The organism is Pseudomonas sp. TE3552 (assembly GCF_056278945.1).
Window position 1 is genome coordinate 6016728 of sequence record NZ_JBWBQJ010000001.1, and the last position, 16536, is coordinate 6033263.

A 16536-nucleotide genomic window follows, 5' to 3' on the forward strand; every position below is an offset into this window, starting at 1 on the left:
CTTCTTCCTTTTTAAAAAGTGTTCAGGTCGGTCGTGTACAGTGAAATGCCCAGCGAAGTGCTCAAGCTGATGGTGCCTTCGGCGTCTTCTTCGACGGAAAACAGCAGGAATTCCCGGCGATCGGTCAGGCCGGTTTCGCGGGCGTACAGCATCGAACGGTGCTCGATGCTGTACGACTCATCCGGATTGTTCAGACGTTCGCTCAACGTCACCAGTTCTGTCTGGCCGTTCTCGGTGCCCCACTCGCGGGTGTATTCGACACCGTTGTGGGTGTAGGTCGGCAGGCCGATCAGGCTTTGAGGGCCGGCCAGTCGACGCAGCTCCGCTTCACTGTTGATGGTGACGTAACTGAGGTAGTTGAACAGGATCACCGACTCGACCTGTCCGGCGATGTCACCCGTGGTGTGCACTTGCAGCCAGTAGTCTTCATCGTTCATGTAATAGCGCGACAGCCAGTTCGACTGCCCAAGCTCGATGGTGCCGGCGCTCCAGACCTGCTGGGAGCCCGGGATGACCACAGCAGTTTTTTCGTCGAGCAGCAATTTCAGGGTGGTATCGAACATCACGCCCTTGCCCAATGCCAGGCCCAGCGGGCCGGTGACAGGCAGGGTTTGGCTGGCTGTCCATTTCGAATCTGTAGTCGCTTTCGGGGCCTCAAGCCCCATCAACTGTTTAAACCATCCCATTGGAGATTTCCTTGAGGCGAGTGGAGGCGATGTAGAAGAGTTCACCGCCCTCGACGCGAGTGGCGCCGGGCGGGTTGATCGCAGGCTGTCGGGCGCCTTTGGCGCGGTAGCCGATAAGAGTAGCGTTGTGCTGTTCTTTCATCTGGGCGTATAGGTCGCCGAATGTTGCTTCAAAGGTCTCGGGCAGTCGCATCAGGTATTGGGTGGCGCCTTGACCCACGCACAGCAATTCATTGATGACCACTGACGAGCCCGGATCCTGGGAGGCACGCACCAACATCTCGATGGCCATGCTTGAGGTGCATTCCAGGCTCGGCGCATAGGCGCTGGCGAGCGTAGCGATTTCACTTGCGTTGAAGTGGGCGACCACATGCCCGAGCGGGCTCAGTTGATTGACCGCCAGCACGGTGGCCAGGGTCAGATCGTCTGAGTGGGTTCGCACCAGGACGCGCTCGGCGCCAGGCACGCCGGCACGCAGCAACAGCGCGGCAGAGGACAGGCTCTCGCCTTTGATAAAGGCCGCTTTACCCGGCATGGGGTTTTCTTCCAGGTCGCAATCGCAAATGACGATCAGGTTGTCATTGGAGGTTTCGTCCAGCAGTAACAACTCAATGACCCGCTCGCTGGACGCACCTTCCCAGCCGATGAGAACGGTGTGGCCGACCTTGCCGGTGAAATCGCCTTTGCCCTTCATGCCTTTTCTCCATACATCGATGACACTGCTGGTGGTTTTGCCGATGGCTGCCGTCAGCAGCGCAATGCCCCCGAGCATGACCCAGGTGGCCACGAAAATCCGTCCTGCGGATGTCTGTGGCGCAAGGTCGCCATAGCCGACGGTAAGCGTGGTAGTGAGATAGAAGTAGATGAACGTGGCGGGGGCGGTGAGGTGTTGTTCGCCCAAAAGTACCAGGCCGATGTAGGCCGTGCTCAGGTGCACGCCCAACGCGATGGCCAGGCCTGCCCAACCGAACCGATGAAAGAAGGACGAAGCGTACGCGCGCAATAAAAGAAAAATCGACATATCGTCCCTGACTCCATGGGGTGCTCATTCCTGGCGACGCATCGCCACGACGTCTGAGCGCTCGATTGCGGTTACTGGACGGCATTAAACCTGCTGCGCGGTGTAGATAACAGTACCTTGGCTGCAATAAACCCGGCGATCGCGCCAAAGATATGTCCTTCGAAGGAAATACCCTGGCGAGGAAGGAAGCCAAAAATCAGGCCGCCATAGAGCAGGACCACGACACTGGCCGTTATCAGATTACTCCAGCTCCTCTGGAACCAGGCGCGCGCCAGGAGATACGCCCACAACCCGAATACCCATCCGCTGGCACCGATATGTACGCCTCTAAAACCGAACAGCCAGACCAGCGAACCGCCCAGCAGAATAATGATAGCGCTGACGGCCATGAACCGGTTGCGCCCTTCGACGATGACCAGGGTACCCAGGATCAAAAAGGCAATCAGGTTGGTACTCAGGTGCGCAAAGGAGGAGTGCAAGAAAGGCGAGGTGATAATGCCGGCCAGCCCGAGCAAGGTTCTCGGAACCAGGCCGAAGGCGTTAAGACTGTAGCCGGTCGCCACATTGAGCAGTTGCAGCACAACCATGAAGATGGCCAGGCCTGCGATTGTCTTGAAACCCTTCAGGGCATCCATCCTTGACCTCGAGTCGGCAAAAAAGAAGGCATGGAATTAATGCTTGTCAGTTAAGAGATAGAACAAGCACTGAGTAAGTTTGTGGCGAGGGAGCAAGCTCCCTCGCCACAGGTTCAGTGCGCTTGACTGACTGGCATCAGGGCAATGAATGCCCTTCCTTCTGCGCAGTGACCGGGTTACTCAGCCGATTTTTTCTTCAGGCGTTCCAGAATCGCGTTGGCGCTGCCTTCGTTCGGCGTGATACCGGCATCGCGCAGTTTGCGTTCCAGGTCGGTGCCGGTCGACGCATCGGTCAGTTCGTCCTGGGCTTGCAGTTCAGCGGCGCGTTGCTGCTGCTTGGCCTGCAGGCGGTTCAGCGTACCGACGGCAGTTTCCAGCTTGCCGTTGGCGCCGCCACTGGCGATGGACGCACTGACCTGGGCTTTCTGTACGCTTTCACGAGCCTTGGCCATGTCCACTTGCTGACGCAGGCTTTTGATGCGGCTTTCGGCCTTGGTGATGTCTTTACGCATGTTGTCCGCGTAACCGCCAAATTCGCTGGCCTGCTTTTGTTCGACGTCCAGTTCATTGGTCAGGGTCGAAATGGCTTCGGCCACTTCCAGTGCCAGGTCTTCGCGGTTGGCCTGGATCGCGGCCAGGGCCTTGGATTCCAGGTCCTTGATCTTGGCGTTGTACTCGCTGACGCGATCGGCCGACAGTTTGTGCTTGGCCATGATGGTGACCAGCTCCCGCTTGGCGTTGGCCAGCGCGCTGTCAGCATCGCGAATTTCCTGGTCGAGGATGCGCAGGGCCTGTTGGTCGACGATCGATTCGCCGACTTCGTTGGCACCGCCACGCAGCGCGGTGAACAATTTGCTCCAGATGGACTGAGTCATTGGATATTTCCTGTTCCCGAGTAATTAATTAAAGAAGCGTTCAAAGGCTTCGCTGGCGCGCTGAACGTTGTCGACGAGGGTTTTGACCTCGGTCACGACGTTGGTCAGGCTGGAGTCGGAGCTGAGCGCGCCGAACATGTTGTAAACGACCTGCCCGTTGGGCATGGACTCGATACCGATCGAGGACAGCGGGAACATTTCCCGGCTGCGCAAAACCGCGTCATTGAAGGCCGGCACATCGTTGATCGACTCGACATCGACCAGAACGGTATCGACGATGATCTGATCGCCAACCACCGCGATGTAAATCGGCAAGCCACCGAAATCGTTCATTTCCAGCTTGATGCTGGACTCGGAGCCTTGAACGAGGGAGAGGGTGATTTCGTTCGAAACCACTTCGTCGAGGGCCTGAAGGGCGCTGTAGAGGCGATCGATGTTCCAGTTATTACCTGCGCTCATGTAATTCTCCGACATGAATGAGCCAGCCAGGATCGGTTGGCGTAGCTGTTTCTCCATCTGCTTGAGCAGGCTTCGGTTTTCGGGAAGCACCCAAGTCTCGTGTTTCACATAACCGGCGGCACCCAGGCCCGCGCGCATCTGCTTCATGTAAAAGCTCGATGGTTTTTTCGCGGAGGGTTTCGAGCGCTCTCCCTTGCGGCTCGCTGAATCGGTGACAGACCCGGTAGGCGGATCTGATGGAGAGCTGCTTTTCATACTGGTGACTCCGTAGTGAAAATCTCACGCGTGAGAAACACTACAGGCAATTTTTATGACCTTCAATAGCTCACGCGTGAGATTTTTCCGACGATTGTGTCTGCCGCGTAACCCTGTGGGAGCGGGCAAGCCCGCTCCCACAGGTTCCTCATCTAACCAACCAGAAAGTCGTCAGTGGACACCACGCTGGCATAGGCAAAACCCAGGGCCGACATGAAGGCGGCGTGAACGTGGGCGGCCGGGACCGTGACGCCGTTGAACTCCAGGTCGCGGGTGGCGCAGGCGTCGTGGATCACTGTGACGGTGTAGCCAAGGTCGGCGGCCGCGCGGGTGATGCCATCGATGCACATGTGGCTCATGCTCCCGACCACTACCAGGCTTTCAATGCCTTGCTGGTCGAGGACGGCTTCCAGTTCGGTTTCACGGAACGAGTTGACGAAGTGCTTGAGCACCACCGGCTCGTCGGCGCGGTTGAGGACTTTGGGGTGCAACTTCGCACCTTCGGAACCCGGGGTGAAGAATGGGGCGGCGTCGGAGGTGAATTCGTGGCGAATGTGCACCACCGGATCACCGGCCTCGCGAAACGCCTGAATCAACCGCGCCGCGTTGTCTGCTGCAGCGTCCGCGCCCACCAGCGGCCACTTGCCCTGGGGGAAGTAGTCGTTCTGGATATCGACTACGATGAGTGCTTGCTTGGCCATGACTGTTTCCTCTAAGTGTGTGTCGGGTGTGGAATGAAGTATTGGCGCTGGCCGTTCGTTCGAGGATTGGCCGCACCGACAATAGAAGGGGGAAAACTGACAATGGGTGTAGAAAGGGCAGTCGCCGAACTGGGAGTGCTGATCTATCCCGGTGCGCAGATGGCGGCGGTGCATGGGCTGACGGACCTGTTCGGGGTGGCCAACCGGATCGCCGCGGAGCATCAGGCTGCGCAGTTACCGTTACTGCGGGTCAGTCACTGGCGGGTTGAGGGCGATCAGGTGCCCGAGCGGGTGTACGACAGTCATCCCGGCCCGGACTGCGCGTTGGTGGCGGTGATGATCCCGCCATCGATTGGCGGGTTTTCCGAGGCCCAGGCACCGCAAGGGCTGATCCGCTGGATCCGTCAGCAACATGCGCAAGGTGCGACGCTGGGCGGCGTTTGCGTGGGTTCGATCCTGCTGGCCGAAAGCGGCCTGCTTGACGGCCGCAGCGCCACCACCCACTGGACCTCCGCCAAAGCCTTTGCCGAGCGCTACCCGGCGATCAAGCTCAAGGCCGAAACGCCCATCGTCGACGACGGCGACTTGATCACCACCGCCGGGCTAATGGCCTGGTCCGAGTTGGGTTTGTGCATGGTCGACCGCTTGCTGGGGCCGAGCATCGCCACCGGCACGGCGCGGTTTCTGGTGGTGGAACACAGCGACAGCGCGAGCGAGTGCGGCAGTAACTTTTCACCAATTCTCAGCCATGGCGATGCGTCGATTCTCAAGGTCCAGCATTGGCTGCAAAGCACTGGGGCGACCGATGTTTCGCTGGCGGTAATGGCCGAGCGGGCAGGGCTGGAAGAACGCACTTTTCTGCGCCGATTCCGTGCGGCGACCGGGTTGAAACCTACCGAATACTGTCAGCACCTGCGAGTCGGCAAGGCACGGGAAATGCTCGAGTTCACCAATGGCACCATTGATCACATTGCCTGGACCGTGGGTTACCAGGACCCGAGTGCGTTTCGGGCAACGTTCAAGAAGATTACCGGGCTGGCGCCGAGCGATTACCGGGCGCGGTTTGGGGTGATGCCGACTGCCGCCATGGCGCGCTAGCCAGAGCACACCAGATCAAAAGATGTGGGGTGTGTCATTCAACATGAACATTGAATGTCAGGCCCACATCGCGAGCAGGCTCGCTCCCACATGGGGCTGGTGGCAGGCTTGAATCGTGCAAAATGCCGGGAGCAGGGAAAGGGGTCGTGCAGAATAAAACAGGCCTTGTGCTATCGCATATTTCACAAGCGGTTGATTTAAAACCCGTTTCTCTCCAGCCGCCATTGGCCTGATCTCTGCACCTCCTTCAGCTACATTCATCAAGCACAAATTGAAGGGGAACGCATGACCCCAACAAACCGCAAGAAACTGGTGCTCGCCCATTCGGTTCGCCCCGATGCCCCGCTGCACGAGGTCGAAACCAATCGCGCGCTCGCTCGTTGGCTGGCGCAAGTCGTCGGGCTCGAATACGGCGGCAGTTACGACCTCCAATTGCACAGCGGTCGTGACGTTTATCTGTTGCCGACCCAGACGCTGGTGGGCGTCGCTGCCGCAAGGCAACTGGGCGTCAAAGGGCCGGAGGATTTGTGGGGCGGTTACGTCGACCACGCTTTCATCTGCACCAAAGCCATCAGTCATGGGCTGTTGAACCGCCATGCGTTCGCCCCCGAAGGCTGGGCGCCGTTGTTTTCCGAACGGGTGCGCAGCGTCGTGCTTGATGGCCTCAGCGTGTTTTCCCTGGAGGATGCTCGCCCGGCAGCGGAGCATCTGCTCTACAGCGGCCCCATCCGCATGAAGCCTATTCATGCCTGCGCCGGGCGCGGTCAGACAGTCATCAAAAGCCTCGACCAGTTCGACGCTATCCTCGCTGGTCCCGATGCCAAAACACTGTTCACTGAAGGCGTGGTGCTGGAACAGGATTTGACCGAGGTGACCACCCACAGCGTCGGCCAGAGTTTTATCGGCGACAAAGTGCTGAGTTATTGCGGTGATCAATACTTGACCGAAGACGGTCAGGGCGAGCAGGTTTATGGAGGCTCCAACCTGTTAGTGGTTCGCGGGTATTACGAGGATCTGCTGGCGCTGGAGCTGCCGGACGACGTGCGGCTGGCGATTCAGCAGGCACAGGTATTTGACAGCGCGGCGGATGAAGCCTACCCCGGTTTCTATGCCTCGCGGCGCAACTACGACATCGCCCAAGGGCTGGACTGCAACGGCAAACCACGCAGCGGAGTGCTCGAACAGTCCTGGCGTCTGGGCGGCGCCAGCAGTGCCGAAGTCGCGGCGCTGCAGAGCCTCCTCAACAACCCCGACATTCGCGCGATTCGCGTGTCGTCGGTCGAAACCTATAGCGACCAGCCGCTGCCGGCCAACGCCATTGAGGTCTATCGCGGGCCAGCGCAACACAGTGACTTTCTTCTCAAGTACGTAACGGTCAAATCCTATGACGGCTAGAAGTGAAACCATTGCGATCGACATTGACGATGAGCAGATGAGCGGGACCTTCCTCAGCCCCAAATCGAAAGTTCCGGGTGTGCTTTTCGTCCACGGTTGGGGCGGTAGTCAGGAGCGCGACCTGGAGCGTGCCAAAGGCATCGCCGGGTTGGGGTTGTGTGTGCCTGACGTTCGACTTGCGCGGGCACACTGGCGGCACCGGTATTCCGTTGGCCCGGGTGACCCGTGAAGACAACCTGCGCGACCTGCTGGCGGCCTATGACCGCTTGCTCGCCCACCCGGCGCTCGATACCTCTGCAATCGCGGTGGTCGGTACCAGTTATGGCGGTTATCTGGCGGCGATCCTGACATCGTTGCGCCCGGTGCGCTGGCTGGCGCTGCGGGCGCCGGCGTTGTATCGCGACGATTTGTGGCACACGCCCAAGCGTGAATTGGACAAGGTCGATCTACATGATTACCGCAGTACGCAGGTCAGCGCCGACAGCAATCGTGCCCTGCATGCCTGCTCGCAATTTACCGGGGATGTGTTGCTGGTGGAGTCCGAGACTGACGCCTATGTGCCCCACGCGACCATCATGAGTTACCGCGCGGCGTGTCAGCAGACCCATTCGCTGACTCACCGCATCATCGACGGTGCGGATCACGCCCTGAGCGAGCCTGTTTCGCAGCAGGCGTATACCTCGATCCTGGTGGGCTGGATCACGGAAATGGTGGTGGGCGAGCGGTTGAGCATTATCCAGTCGACATGAGATGTGTGGTGTTCTTGCGATCATTCTCAAGAAGATTTCTTCGGGATCCGTAACGACTTGGCCTTGGCTTCCACCACCAGGTACATCACCACGGTAATCAGCAGCGGCAGGATGAAATAGATCGCCCGATAAGCGATCAGCCCTGCCACCAGGCTTCCTCGCGAAACCTCGTGTTGCAGCAGCGCCACGAACACCGCTTCCAGCACGCCGAGCCCGGCCGGAATGTGGGTGATGACCCCGGCAATGGCGCTGATCAGCAACACGCCAAGCACCAGCGGATAGTCCAGTTTGCTCGGCAGCAGGGTGAAGATCACCGCTGCCATCAGCGACCAGTTCAGCGCGCCGAGGGCCAGTTGCAAGATTGCCATGGGCAATGACGGCAGGTTGATTTCCACGCCGCGAATCGACCATTCCCGTTGTCCGGAAAACTGACACGCCACCAGATACCCCATGCTCAATAGCAGCAACAACACGCCCACACCTTGCAGGGCATCGCTGCTCAACTTCCAGCCTGGTGGCATGCGTACCAGGCCGCTGCTGAACACCGTACCCGCAATCACCATGTAGCCGAACCAGTTGGTCGCCAGGCTCAGCCCGAGGATTTTCGCGATGTTGCCTTTGCTCACGCCGAGCCGCGAGTACAGGCGATAACGCATGGCGATGCCACCGACCCAGGCGCTCAGGTTCAGGTTGAAGGCATAACTGATAATCCCCACCGGGAGGATCTGCCGCCAAGTCAGGTTCTGCCGGATGTAGGTGCGGCCGATCAGGTCAAAACAGGCGTAGACCAGAAAGCTCATCAGCGTCACCGCTGAGGCGATGATCAGCGTGCGCACCTTGAAGTCGACCAGGGTATCGAACACTTCGCCCCATTCGATGCGCTGGGCGAGCATCGTGAATAGCACGATCAACGCCAGGAAAAACAGCAACGTCAGCGGCCTCTTCCAGCGATGCCAGTGAGATTTGGTCGGCGTGTTGGAGTGAGGGGCAGGTTGTGCATCGGAATGGCTCATGCCTTATCGCTCCCGGTCGGATGGATGAAGGGTTTCAGGCGCGGTTTATGCGCCGGTAGCCAACCGGCCCATGCCGGGAAATGCCGCAGGAAGTGAAACACCAGAAAGCCGATGGTCATATCCCAGACCCGTCCGCGAGGCGCCTTGTCAGCCGATATGACCTTGCAGTGATTGCTGCTCAACTCGTCGAGGCGCTGGAACAGGTCGCGATTGAAGGCGCGGTCGCGGATCAACACGTTGGCTTCAAGATTCAGGGACAGGCTCAGCGGGTCGAGGTTGCTTGAGCCGACGGTGCTCCAGTCTTCATCAACCAGGGCGACCTTGCCATGCAGGGGGCGGTCGCAATATTCGTAGATCACCACCCCGGCCCGCAGCAGGTAGTCGTAGGTCATGCGCGCGGCGAGCCTGGCCACCCGCAAATCCGGCTGCCCCTGAAGAATCAGGCGCACCTCGACCCCTCGACGCGCCGCATTGCGGATCTCGCGCAGCAGCCTATAGCCCGGAAAGAAGTAGGCGTTGGCGATTACCACGCGACGGCGGGCACTGCGTACTACCTGCAAATACACATCTTCGATATCGCTGGGGTGTTCTGCGTTGTCGCGAAACACCAGCCGCACCTGACCATCATGATCGTTGACCGCCAGTTCCTCGTGCCTCTGCCTGCGGCGCTGCCACCAGTATTTGGCCCGGGCCGGGCGACCGCTTTGTAGCAGGGCATAGTGATGAATGTCAGCCACCGTCGGACCTTGTACTTCCACCGAGTAATCCTGTTTGGCCTCGGGGCCGAAGTCGGCCAGATGATCGGCGGAAAAGTTGATTCCGCCGAGGAACGCAATCGTGCCATCGACCACCACAATCTTGCGGTGCAGGCGGCGGAACCAGTTGGTGCGGATGCCCAGATGACGCGGAGCGGGGTCGAATATTTGCAGGCGCACACCTGCATTGCTCAGGGCGGCGAGAAACTCCGTACTCAATTCGCCACAGCCAAAGCCGTCGAGGCTGACGGTGATGCGCACACCGCGTTGAGCCGCTTCAATCAGGATCTGTTGAAGCTCATTGCCGACCTTGTCCTCGAACACAATGAAGGTCTCCAGCAGGATTTCACTCTGGGCCTGACGCAGCGCTTCAAACACCCGTGGAAAGTATTCCTCGCCGTTCTCCAGTAATTCGACCCGATTGTTACCGTGCCAACCGTATTCGATATCAACCACAGCGGGCTTGCGTACCGGCGGAGGTGTGGAAACGTGTTCGACCGTGGTTTTTTCCATCAATGGGCCGGTCATAGCTCGATCTCCACCGATAGCGGGGCATGGTCGGAAAGGTGTGACCAGGGCCGTGCCGCCAGTACTTGCGGATGGCTGGCCTTGAGGTTGCGCACGTAGATGCGGTCCAGGCGTAACGCCGGCAAACGCGCGGGGAAACTGCGGGCCGGTTTGCCATGCAGTTCAGCGAAGACTTCACGTAAACCGCAAGGGTTGAGCTGCGCATCGGCGCGCAGGCGCCAGTCGTTGAAGTCACCGGCAACCACCACCGGGGCATCCTGCGGTAACTCTTCCATACGTTGGCGCAGTAGCTTGAGTTGTGCCGTGCGATGGCTTTCACGCAGCCCCAGATGGACGCAGATGGCATGCACTTCCCGGCCATCGCCGGGCATCCGCAGCACGCAATGCAGGATTCCACGATTTTCATGACCGCTGATGGACACGTCGAGGTTGTCGTGACGAATGATCTGGAATTTCGACAACAGCGCATTGCCGTGATCACCCGCCGGGTAGACCGCGTTGCGCCCATAGGCAAATTGCGGCCACAAGGTATCGGCAAGGAACTCATACTGGGGCATCGCCGGCCAATTGTTGTAGCGCCGGGGATGATGCTCGTGGGTGCCGTGGACCTCCTGCAAAAACACCACATCGGCGGATACAGTGCGTACCGCTTCGCGCAATTCGGGCAGGATGAAGCGCCGGTTGAGTGCGGTGAACCCCTTGTGGGTATTGACTGTCAGCACGGTGAAGCGGCTCACCGAGGTGATGATTTGCTGTTGTTCATCCGTTGCCCCGACAGGTTCCGGAATGCTCATGGCAGCGCTCCTTCGGCAGCCGGCTCGCCGGGTGCGGTGGCAAGGTCTTTGTCGAGATGGAACTGTTCAAGCAAGCGGCGGGCATCGAAGGGCGCGCGGACTTTGATGTCGTTATCGAAATAGCAGAACACTTCCCGGGATTTGCGCACTTTTGGCTTTTGCCGGGGCGCGATCAGTTGCGGGTCCGCCGGCTGCTGGCCGCGATGCCAGGCCTCGATCCGGTCGCCCCAGCGTTGCAGCGCTTGTGGGGTGTAACCGCTGGCGTAGAGCTCTTCGGCACCGTGCAGGCGCAGGTAGACGAAATCACTGGTGAGGTCTTCGCGGTACGGCCATTTGCCGGCGGTGTCGGCAATGACCAGAGCGGTGTTGTAGCGTTTGAGCAGGCGCACGAAGGCCGGGTCGACGAAGCTCTCGTGGCGGATTTCCACGGCATGGCGCACTGGCTTTTTTCCGTAGGCCTTCAGGCTGGCGTGACCGTTCAAGCGCGGCTCATGCTGGCGGGCGAGGGCGGCGGCCTGTTCCGTGTCGTGGGGTAATTGTTCGAGAAAACTTTCGAACAGCTCTGGGTCGAATTTGAAGTTGGGCGGAAATTGCCAGAGGATCGGGCCGAGTTTTTCCTTGAGTTCCAGTACCCCGGAGGCAAAGAAATTCGCCAGGGGTTTATGAATGTCCCGCAGGCGCTTGATGTGGGTGATAAAGCGCGGCGCCTTGACGCTGAACACGAAGCCCGCCGGGGTATCGGCGTACCACTGGGCATAACGTTCGGGCCGTTGCAGGGCGTAGAACGATCCATTGATTTCGATGCTGTTGACGGCCCGTGAAGCGAATTGCAATTCGCGACTCTGGGTCAGCCCCTTCGGGTAGAACTCCCCCCGCCAGGGCGTGTAGCGCCAACCTGAAATACCGATATGAATCGCCGCCATGTCGTCTCCCGTCCTCGGACAACCCTGTCTTTTGATGACTGTGGGTTGTGCGGGAAAGTTTCGACGGGGCTACGGACGGTAAACACTCGACAAAACACCACCGATCAACTGTGGCGGGTCAGTTTATTGCGCACCTCGGCACTGGCCTGCTGATCCAGCTCCAGCCAGAAATGTTGCTGGCCGGCGATTTCGGCGGCGGCTGGCACGCCATCGCGGTACACCAGTCGATTGCTCGCCAGCGCTGGCACTTTCGCGCCCGGCAACAGGGTGCCGGCGAGGTTCAGCGGATCCACTCCGCACACCACGATCAGACTTGCGTCATGGGGCCGCCGCCTGACTTCGCGCAGCAACGCAATCGCCTCGGGCAACGCAAACTGCTCACCGGCCAGGCCACTGACAAACCGTCCACCACGAATCTCGCCCCTGGCCTCCAGCCGATGGAACGTGCGCAGCAACTCCCGCCAACTCGGCAACCAGTCTGCCTCACGTTCCAGCAAGCGCCAGAACACCACGCCATAACGGCGCAGCAAGGTCATGGCGATGTGTTCCAGGGTTTCGCTGGGTGTGGGCGCCGGTCGTTGCTTATCCACAACCGGCGCGGCGGCACCGCGTCGCAGCAACGCCCAGCGTCCGGCATCGTCCATCCCGCCGACAAACGCACCGCGCCCGCGTCGGCTGCTGCGATTCTGGCGTTTGCTGGCGGGGGTAATCAGCGCCCGCAGGCCGGCGAAGCTGTCGGCGTTTACCAATCCGGCACCGACCAGCTCCTGCAAGGCGATTTCCAGTTCCGAGCGCAGCAGATGGGCTTCGTGGATCAGCTCATCGAAGAACAGTGCGCCGTGCTGGCTGAGCGCTGCATGGACTTTTTGCGTTTTTGGCGACAGTTCGCTGACCGGCGTCTGTTCGGTCAAACCGCTCCACAACCCGACCTGAGAGCGCGGTAGCAGCAGAATCGGTGTGCTGCGCAATGCCGTGCTGGCGCTCTTGTTGCGCGCGGTCAGGCGGGTCCAGACCAGTTTGCCGCTGCGGCACAACTCATCCAGCCAGCTCGCCGAATAGTCTTTGAGTCGCGCCGGCAGTATGTCGCTGTCCCACGCTGAAGCGGCGGCGGGGTAGCCTTCGAACTGGCTGATGATCGCCGGCAACACCGCGCTGCCCTGGCCTTGGCTCGCGGCGGACAGATGCTGCCAATCGAACAGAAAACGCATGAAATCCTGCAGGGCCACTGGCTCGATTTCCCGTCGCAGCCGTTTGATCGTGTAGCGATGAATCCGCGCCAGCAGATGCCGTTCGCACCATTCTTCCTCACGGCTGCCCGGGCTGAATTGCCCACGCAGTACATAGCCTTCGCGTTCCAGTTGTGCCAAGGCCTGAGTGACTTGAAGCGCCGGTAATCCAAGCGGCTCGGCAATCGCCTTCAGCGGCAACGGACCAAACGCGCTGAGCCGCGCACGGATCACTTCCAGCAGCGCTTCGTCCGGCGCCCAGGTTTCATCGAAACCCGGCAACGCCTCCAACGGTGGAAGCAATATGGCCTGTGGATAAATGGCCCGCAGGCAGGTCAGTCGTTCCAGCGCCAGCCACAATGATTGCCCTATGTTGATCTGCAAACGGCTGGCGCGGCCACTGTCGGCCAGGGTGTTCAGCCAATCGAGCCAATTGGGGTTGGCCTGGGCCTCGCTTTCGGTAATGCACGCCAGGCTCATCAGTGCTTCATGCATTTCATCGATGCCGGTTGGCGTTGGCCAGGCTTCGTCGCGCACTGCGGCAATCGCCTCGGCGTCCAGCGCACCGAGGTCGTCGGTGGATTGCGGATCGCTCCAGCGGCGGTTGAGTACCGCCTGAGTGCGCCGTTCTTCCAGCGGTGCGTCGTCGAGGAAGGTGTAGGGGCGAGCGCTGAGGATTTCTGCTGCCAGTGGCGAAGGCGCCGGCAAATCACGGCTTATCAGGCGGATGTCGCCCTGTTCCATGCGCCGCAACAACGCCAGCCAGCCTTCGCTGTCCATGGCCTCGTGCAGGCAATCGTCGAGGGTTTGTTCCACCAGCGGATGGTCGGGAATCTCGCGCTCGCCGGCGAGATTCTCCACGCAGGCGATCTGATCGGGAAACACGCTGGCGATCAAATCTTCGCTTTTCATCCGCTGGATCTGTGGCGGTACTTTGCGTCCACCGCTGTAGCGTGGCAGCGCCAAAGCGACCCCGGCGTTCCAGCGCCAGCGCACGCCGAACAGCGGCGCCTCGAGCACCGCTTGAATGAGGATATGTTCGGCGCTGTTGCTGTGCAGGTAGCGCCAGACGTCGTCCAGCTCGAAGCTGTGGCTGGTGGACAGCGACAGCACGATGGCGTCCTCGCTGGCGGCGGCCTGCAATTCGAAGTTGAAGGTGCGGCAGAAGCGCTTGCGCAGGGCCAGGCCCCAGGCGCGGTTGATGCGGCTGCCGAACGGCGAGTGGATGATCAGTTGCGTACCGCCGGACTCGTCGAAAAACCGCTCCATCAGCAACGTGTCTTGCGACGGCAAGGCGCCGAGGGTCAGCCGTGCCCGCGCCAGGTAATCGACCAATTGTTCGGCGCTGGCGAGATTCAGGCCGAGGGTGTTGGTCAGCCAGTCGAGGGCTGGCTGCAGGTTGCCGGGCGTGGCGCCGAGCAGCTCATCGAGTTGCGCTTGCAGGCGTGCTACGGCGAACGACAGTTCATCGCTGCGACCGGGTGCTTCGCCGAGCCAGAACGGAATCGTTGGCGGTTGACCCTGAGCGTCTTCGACCCGGACTTTGCCGGTTTCGACCCGCAGGATTCGATATGACGTGTTGCCCAGCTGAAAGATATCCCCAGCGATGCTTTCCACCGCGAAGTCTTCGTTGACGCTGCCAATGTTCAGCCCCTGCGGTTCCAGCAAAACGCTGTAGTCGGCGTTGTCCGGGATCGTCCCGCCGCTGGTCACGGCGGTCAGCTTGGCCCCTCGACGGCTGCGCAAGGTGCGGCTTACGGCGTCCCGATGCAGGTAAGCGCTGCGAATACCCAGGCGACCGTTGTAGCCCTCGGCGAGCATTTGCAGCAGTGCCTGGTAATGTTTTTCGTCGAGGTTGGCGTAAGGCGAGGCTTTGCGCAGCATTTCCAGCAGCGCTTGCTCTTGCCATTCCTGGCAACTGATCTCGGCGATGATCTGCTGGGCCAGCACGTCCAGCGGTGCTTCGGGGATCTGTAAGATGTCGAGTTCGCCACGACGGACGCAATCGAGCAGGGCGGCGCATTCGATCAGGTCGTCGCGGGTGGTGGCGAACAACCGGCCCTTGGGCGTGCCGCCGACCTGGTGCCCGGAGCGACCGACCCGTTGCAGAAAACCGGCAATCGAGCGTGGCGAAGCGATCTGGCACACCAGGTCGACATCGCCGATATCAATCCCCAGCTCCAGCGAGGCGGTGGCGATCAGCACTTGCAGCTCGCCGCGCTTGAGCCGTTGCTCGGCGTCCAGGCGAAATTCCTTGGCCAGGCTGCCATGGTGGGCGGCCACCGCGTCTTTGCCGAGGCGCTCGCTCAAGTGCCGGCTCAGGCGTTCGGCCAGGCGTCGGGTGTTGACGAAAATCAGCGTGGTCCGGTGTTCACGGGCGAGGGCGGCGAGGCGGTCATAGACCAGCTCCCACACGTCGTTGGCCATCACCGCCGACAACGGCACGGGAGGCACTTCTATATCGAGATCCCGTGGGCGGGCGTGACCGATATCGATGATTTCGCAGGCGCGATCACGGCCAACCAAAAAGCGCGACACCGCTTCGATGGGTTTTTGTGTGGCGGACAGGCCAATACGCACCAGCGGGTGTGAGCAAAGCGCTTGCAAGCGCTCCAGGCTCAGGGCCAGGTGGCTGCCGCGTTTGCTGGCGGCGATGGCGTGGATTTCGTCGACGATCACCGTTTGCGTGGTGCCGAGCATTTGCCGCCCGGAGTCGGAGCCGAGCAGCACATAAAGGGATTCCGGGGTGGTCACCAGAATGTGCGGCGCGGTTTTGCGCATGGCCGAACGGTCTTTTTGCGGCGTATCGCCGGTGCGCACGGCAGTGCTGATCGGCACGTCGGGCAGGCCCATCACGCGTAACTGCTCGGTGATGCCGGCCAGCGGGTTTTGCAGGTTGATCCGGATGTCGTTGGACAGCGCCTTGAGCGGCGAAACGTAGACCACCAGGGTTTCGTTTGGCAGGCCATCCGGGTTTTCCAGGCCGCGATGGACCAGATCGTCAAGCACGGCGAGAAACGCGGTAAGGGTTTTGCCGGAGCCGGTGGGCGCGGCGATCAGCGTGGAGCGGCGCTGGCGGATCAGCGGCCACGCCCGGGCCTGGGCGGCGGTGGCCGCCGGGAAGGCGTTGCTGAACCAGGCGCTGACGGCGGGGTGGAAGCCTGCCAGTGCAGCGTCCGTGGGGATGGGCAGATTCATGGAGTAATTTATGCGGGTGGGGGCGGGAAGTTGCAAGTACCGCTCAGGGGCTGTGTTGATCCTGAGGCCAGTAGCAGCACCACAAATCCCCGAGAACTACACTTTACGGATGACGGTTGCGAACTAAACCCGCAAAATGCAACGATTCCGGCAATTATTGAGGACATCGCCTGCGGGCGCTGTCGATAAAACCATCGTTCCAATCAGACTGGGCCTGCTGACTCT

Annotated in this window: 13 protein-coding genes and 1 pseudogene; 3 read left to right on the top strand and 11 right to left on the bottom strand. The window is 60.5% G+C overall.

The window, feature by feature from the left end; translation table 11 throughout:
• Positions 1-11: 11 nt before the first annotated feature.
• The 6 genes from ACZ9BB_RS27270 to ACZ9BB_RS27295 form a co-directional block, all read right to left on the bottom strand.
• Positions 12-686 carry a DUF2491 family protein gene (locus ACZ9BB_RS27270; RefSeq protein WP_476217771.1) on the bottom strand — a complete coding sequence of 225 codons (675 nt, stop codon included), beginning with the start codon at positions 684-686 and terminating at the stop codon, positions 12-14.
• On the bottom strand, positions 673-1707 hold the full coding sequence (locus ACZ9BB_RS27275) for an ion channel (protein ID WP_476217773.1): 1035 nt from the start codon (positions 1705-1707) through the stop codon (positions 673-675). Before ACZ9BB_RS27275 ends, ACZ9BB_RS27270 begins: the two co-directional genes overlap by 14 nt.
• 71 nt (positions 1708-1778) lie before the next feature.
• A complete protein-coding gene (locus ACZ9BB_RS27280) occupies positions 1779-2342 on the bottom strand; it encodes a rhomboid family intramembrane serine protease (RefSeq protein ID WP_476217774.1) in 564 nt (187 codons plus the stop codon).
• 176 nt (positions 2343-2518) lie between these two features.
• Positions 2519-3217, bottom strand: a complete 699-nt coding sequence (locus tag ACZ9BB_RS27285) for a PspA/IM30 family protein (protein ID WP_476217776.1) — start codon at positions 3215-3217, stop codon at positions 2519-2521.
• Positions 3218-3241: 24 nt separating this feature from the next.
• On the bottom strand, positions 3242-3823 hold the full coding sequence (locus ACZ9BB_RS27290) for a YjfI family protein (protein WP_476217778.1): 582 nt from the start codon (positions 3821-3823) through the stop codon (positions 3242-3244).
• Between the two features lie 260 nt (positions 3824-4083).
• Complete coding sequence (locus tag ACZ9BB_RS27295) at positions 4084-4632, bottom strand: cysteine hydrolase family protein (protein ID WP_476217779.1); 549 nt, start codon at positions 4630-4632, stop codon at positions 4084-4086.
• Between the two features lie 102 nt (positions 4633-4734).
• Between ACZ9BB_RS27295 and ACZ9BB_RS27300 the strand changes: the two genes are divergently transcribed.
• The 3 genes and pseudogenes from ACZ9BB_RS27300 (at position 4735) to ACZ9BB_RS27310 (ending at position 7874) form a co-directional block, all read left to right on the top strand.
• Positions 4735-5730 carry a GlxA family transcriptional regulator gene (locus ACZ9BB_RS27300; protein ID WP_476217780.1) on the top strand — a complete coding sequence of 332 codons (996 nt, stop codon included), beginning with the start codon at positions 4735-4737 and terminating at the stop codon, positions 5728-5730.
• Between the two features lie 285 nt (positions 5731-6015).
• Positions 6016-7125 (top strand): DUF3182 family protein, encoded by a 1110-nt coding sequence (locus tag ACZ9BB_RS27305; protein ID WP_476217782.1) that lies wholly within the window; start codon positions 6016-6018, stop codon positions 7123-7125.
• Positions 7115-7874 (top strand): annotated as a pseudogene (locus tag ACZ9BB_RS27310) (alpha/beta hydrolase family protein). Before ACZ9BB_RS27305 ends, ACZ9BB_RS27310 begins: the two are co-directional and overlap by 11 nt.
• Before the next feature lie 26 nt (positions 7875-7900).
• Here ACZ9BB_RS27310 and ACZ9BB_RS27315 read toward each other — a convergent pair.
• The 5 genes from ACZ9BB_RS27315 to ACZ9BB_RS27335 form a co-directional block, all read right to left on the bottom strand.
• The gene (locus tag ACZ9BB_RS27315; protein ID WP_476217784.1) at positions 7901-8887 is read right to left on the bottom strand and encodes a lysylphosphatidylglycerol synthase domain-containing protein; all 987 of its coding nucleotides are present in this window, start codon (positions 8885-8887) and stop codon (positions 7901-7903) included.
• On the bottom strand, positions 8884-10170 hold the full coding sequence (gene clsB, locus ACZ9BB_RS27320; protein ID WP_476217786.1) for a cardiolipin synthase ClsB: 1287 nt from the start codon (positions 10168-10170) through the stop codon (positions 8884-8886). The genes ACZ9BB_RS27315 and clsB overlap by 4 nt, the downstream gene beginning before the upstream one ends.
• On the bottom strand, positions 10167-10964 hold the full coding sequence (locus tag ACZ9BB_RS27325) for an endonuclease/exonuclease/phosphatase family protein (RefSeq protein WP_476217787.1): 798 nt from the start codon (positions 10962-10964) through the stop codon (positions 10167-10169). Before ACZ9BB_RS27325 ends, clsB begins: the two co-directional genes overlap by 4 nt.
• Complete coding sequence (locus tag ACZ9BB_RS27330) at positions 10961-11887, bottom strand: DUF72 domain-containing protein (protein ID WP_476217789.1); 927 nt, start codon at positions 11885-11887, stop codon at positions 10961-10963. Before ACZ9BB_RS27330 ends, ACZ9BB_RS27325 begins: the two co-directional genes overlap by 4 nt.
• 104 nt (positions 11888-11991) lie before the next feature.
• Positions 11992-16311, bottom strand: coding sequence for an Lhr family helicase (locus tag ACZ9BB_RS27335; protein ID WP_476217791.1), 4320 nt, complete (start codon positions 16309-16311; stop codon positions 11992-11994).
• Between the last annotated feature and the right edge of the window lie 225 nt (positions 16312-16536).

What these genes read in the sequence shown, in the direction of transcription:
- ACZ9BB_RS27270 (WP_476217771.1), bottom strand. Translation starts at nt 686, where the DNA reads ATGGGATGGTTTAAACAGTTGATGGGGCTTGAGGCCCCGAAAGCGACT.
- ACZ9BB_RS27275 (WP_476217773.1), bottom strand. Translation starts at nt 1,707, where the DNA reads ATGTCGATTTTTCTTTTATTGCGCGCGTACGCTTCGTCCTTCTTTCAT.
- ACZ9BB_RS27280 (WP_476217774.1), bottom strand. Translation starts at nt 2,342, where the DNA reads ATGGATGCCCTGAAGGGTTTCAAGACAATCGCAGGCCTGGCCATCTTC.
- ACZ9BB_RS27285 (WP_476217776.1), bottom strand. Translation starts at nt 3,217, where the DNA reads ATGACTCAGTCCATCTGGAGCAAATTGTTCACCGCGCTGCGTGGCGGT.
- ACZ9BB_RS27290 (WP_476217778.1), bottom strand. Translation starts at nt 3,823, where the DNA reads ATGAAGCAGATGCGCGCGGGCCTGGGTGCCGCCGGTTATGTGAAACAC.
- ACZ9BB_RS27295 (WP_476217779.1), bottom strand. Translation starts at nt 4,632, where the DNA reads ATGGCCAAGCAAGCACTCATCGTAGTCGATATCCAGAACGACTACTTC.
- ACZ9BB_RS27300 (WP_476217780.1), top strand. Translation starts at nt 4,735, where the DNA reads ATGGGTGTAGAAAGGGCAGTCGCCGAACTGGGAGTGCTGATCTATCCC.
- ACZ9BB_RS27305 (WP_476217782.1), top strand. Translation starts at nt 6,016, where the DNA reads ATGACCCCAACAAACCGCAAGAAACTGGTGCTCGCCCATTCGGTTCGC.
- ACZ9BB_RS27315 (WP_476217784.1), bottom strand. Translation starts at nt 8,887, where the DNA reads ATGAGCCATTCCGATGCACAACCTGCCCCTCACTCCAACACGCCGACC.
- clsB (WP_476217786.1), bottom strand. Translation starts at nt 10,170, where the DNA reads ATGACCGGCCCATTGATGGAAAAAACCACGGTCGAACACGTTTCCACA.
- ACZ9BB_RS27325 (WP_476217787.1), bottom strand. Translation starts at nt 10,964, where the DNA reads ATGAGCATTCCGGAACCTGTCGGGGCAACGGATGAACAACAGCAAATC.
- ACZ9BB_RS27330 (WP_476217789.1), bottom strand. Translation starts at nt 11,887, where the DNA reads ATGGCGGCGATTCATATCGGTATTTCAGGTTGGCGCTACACGCCCTGG.
- ACZ9BB_RS27335 (WP_476217791.1), bottom strand. Translation starts at nt 16,311, where the DNA reads ATGAATCTGCCCATCCCCACGGACGCTGCACTGGCAGGCTTCCACCCC.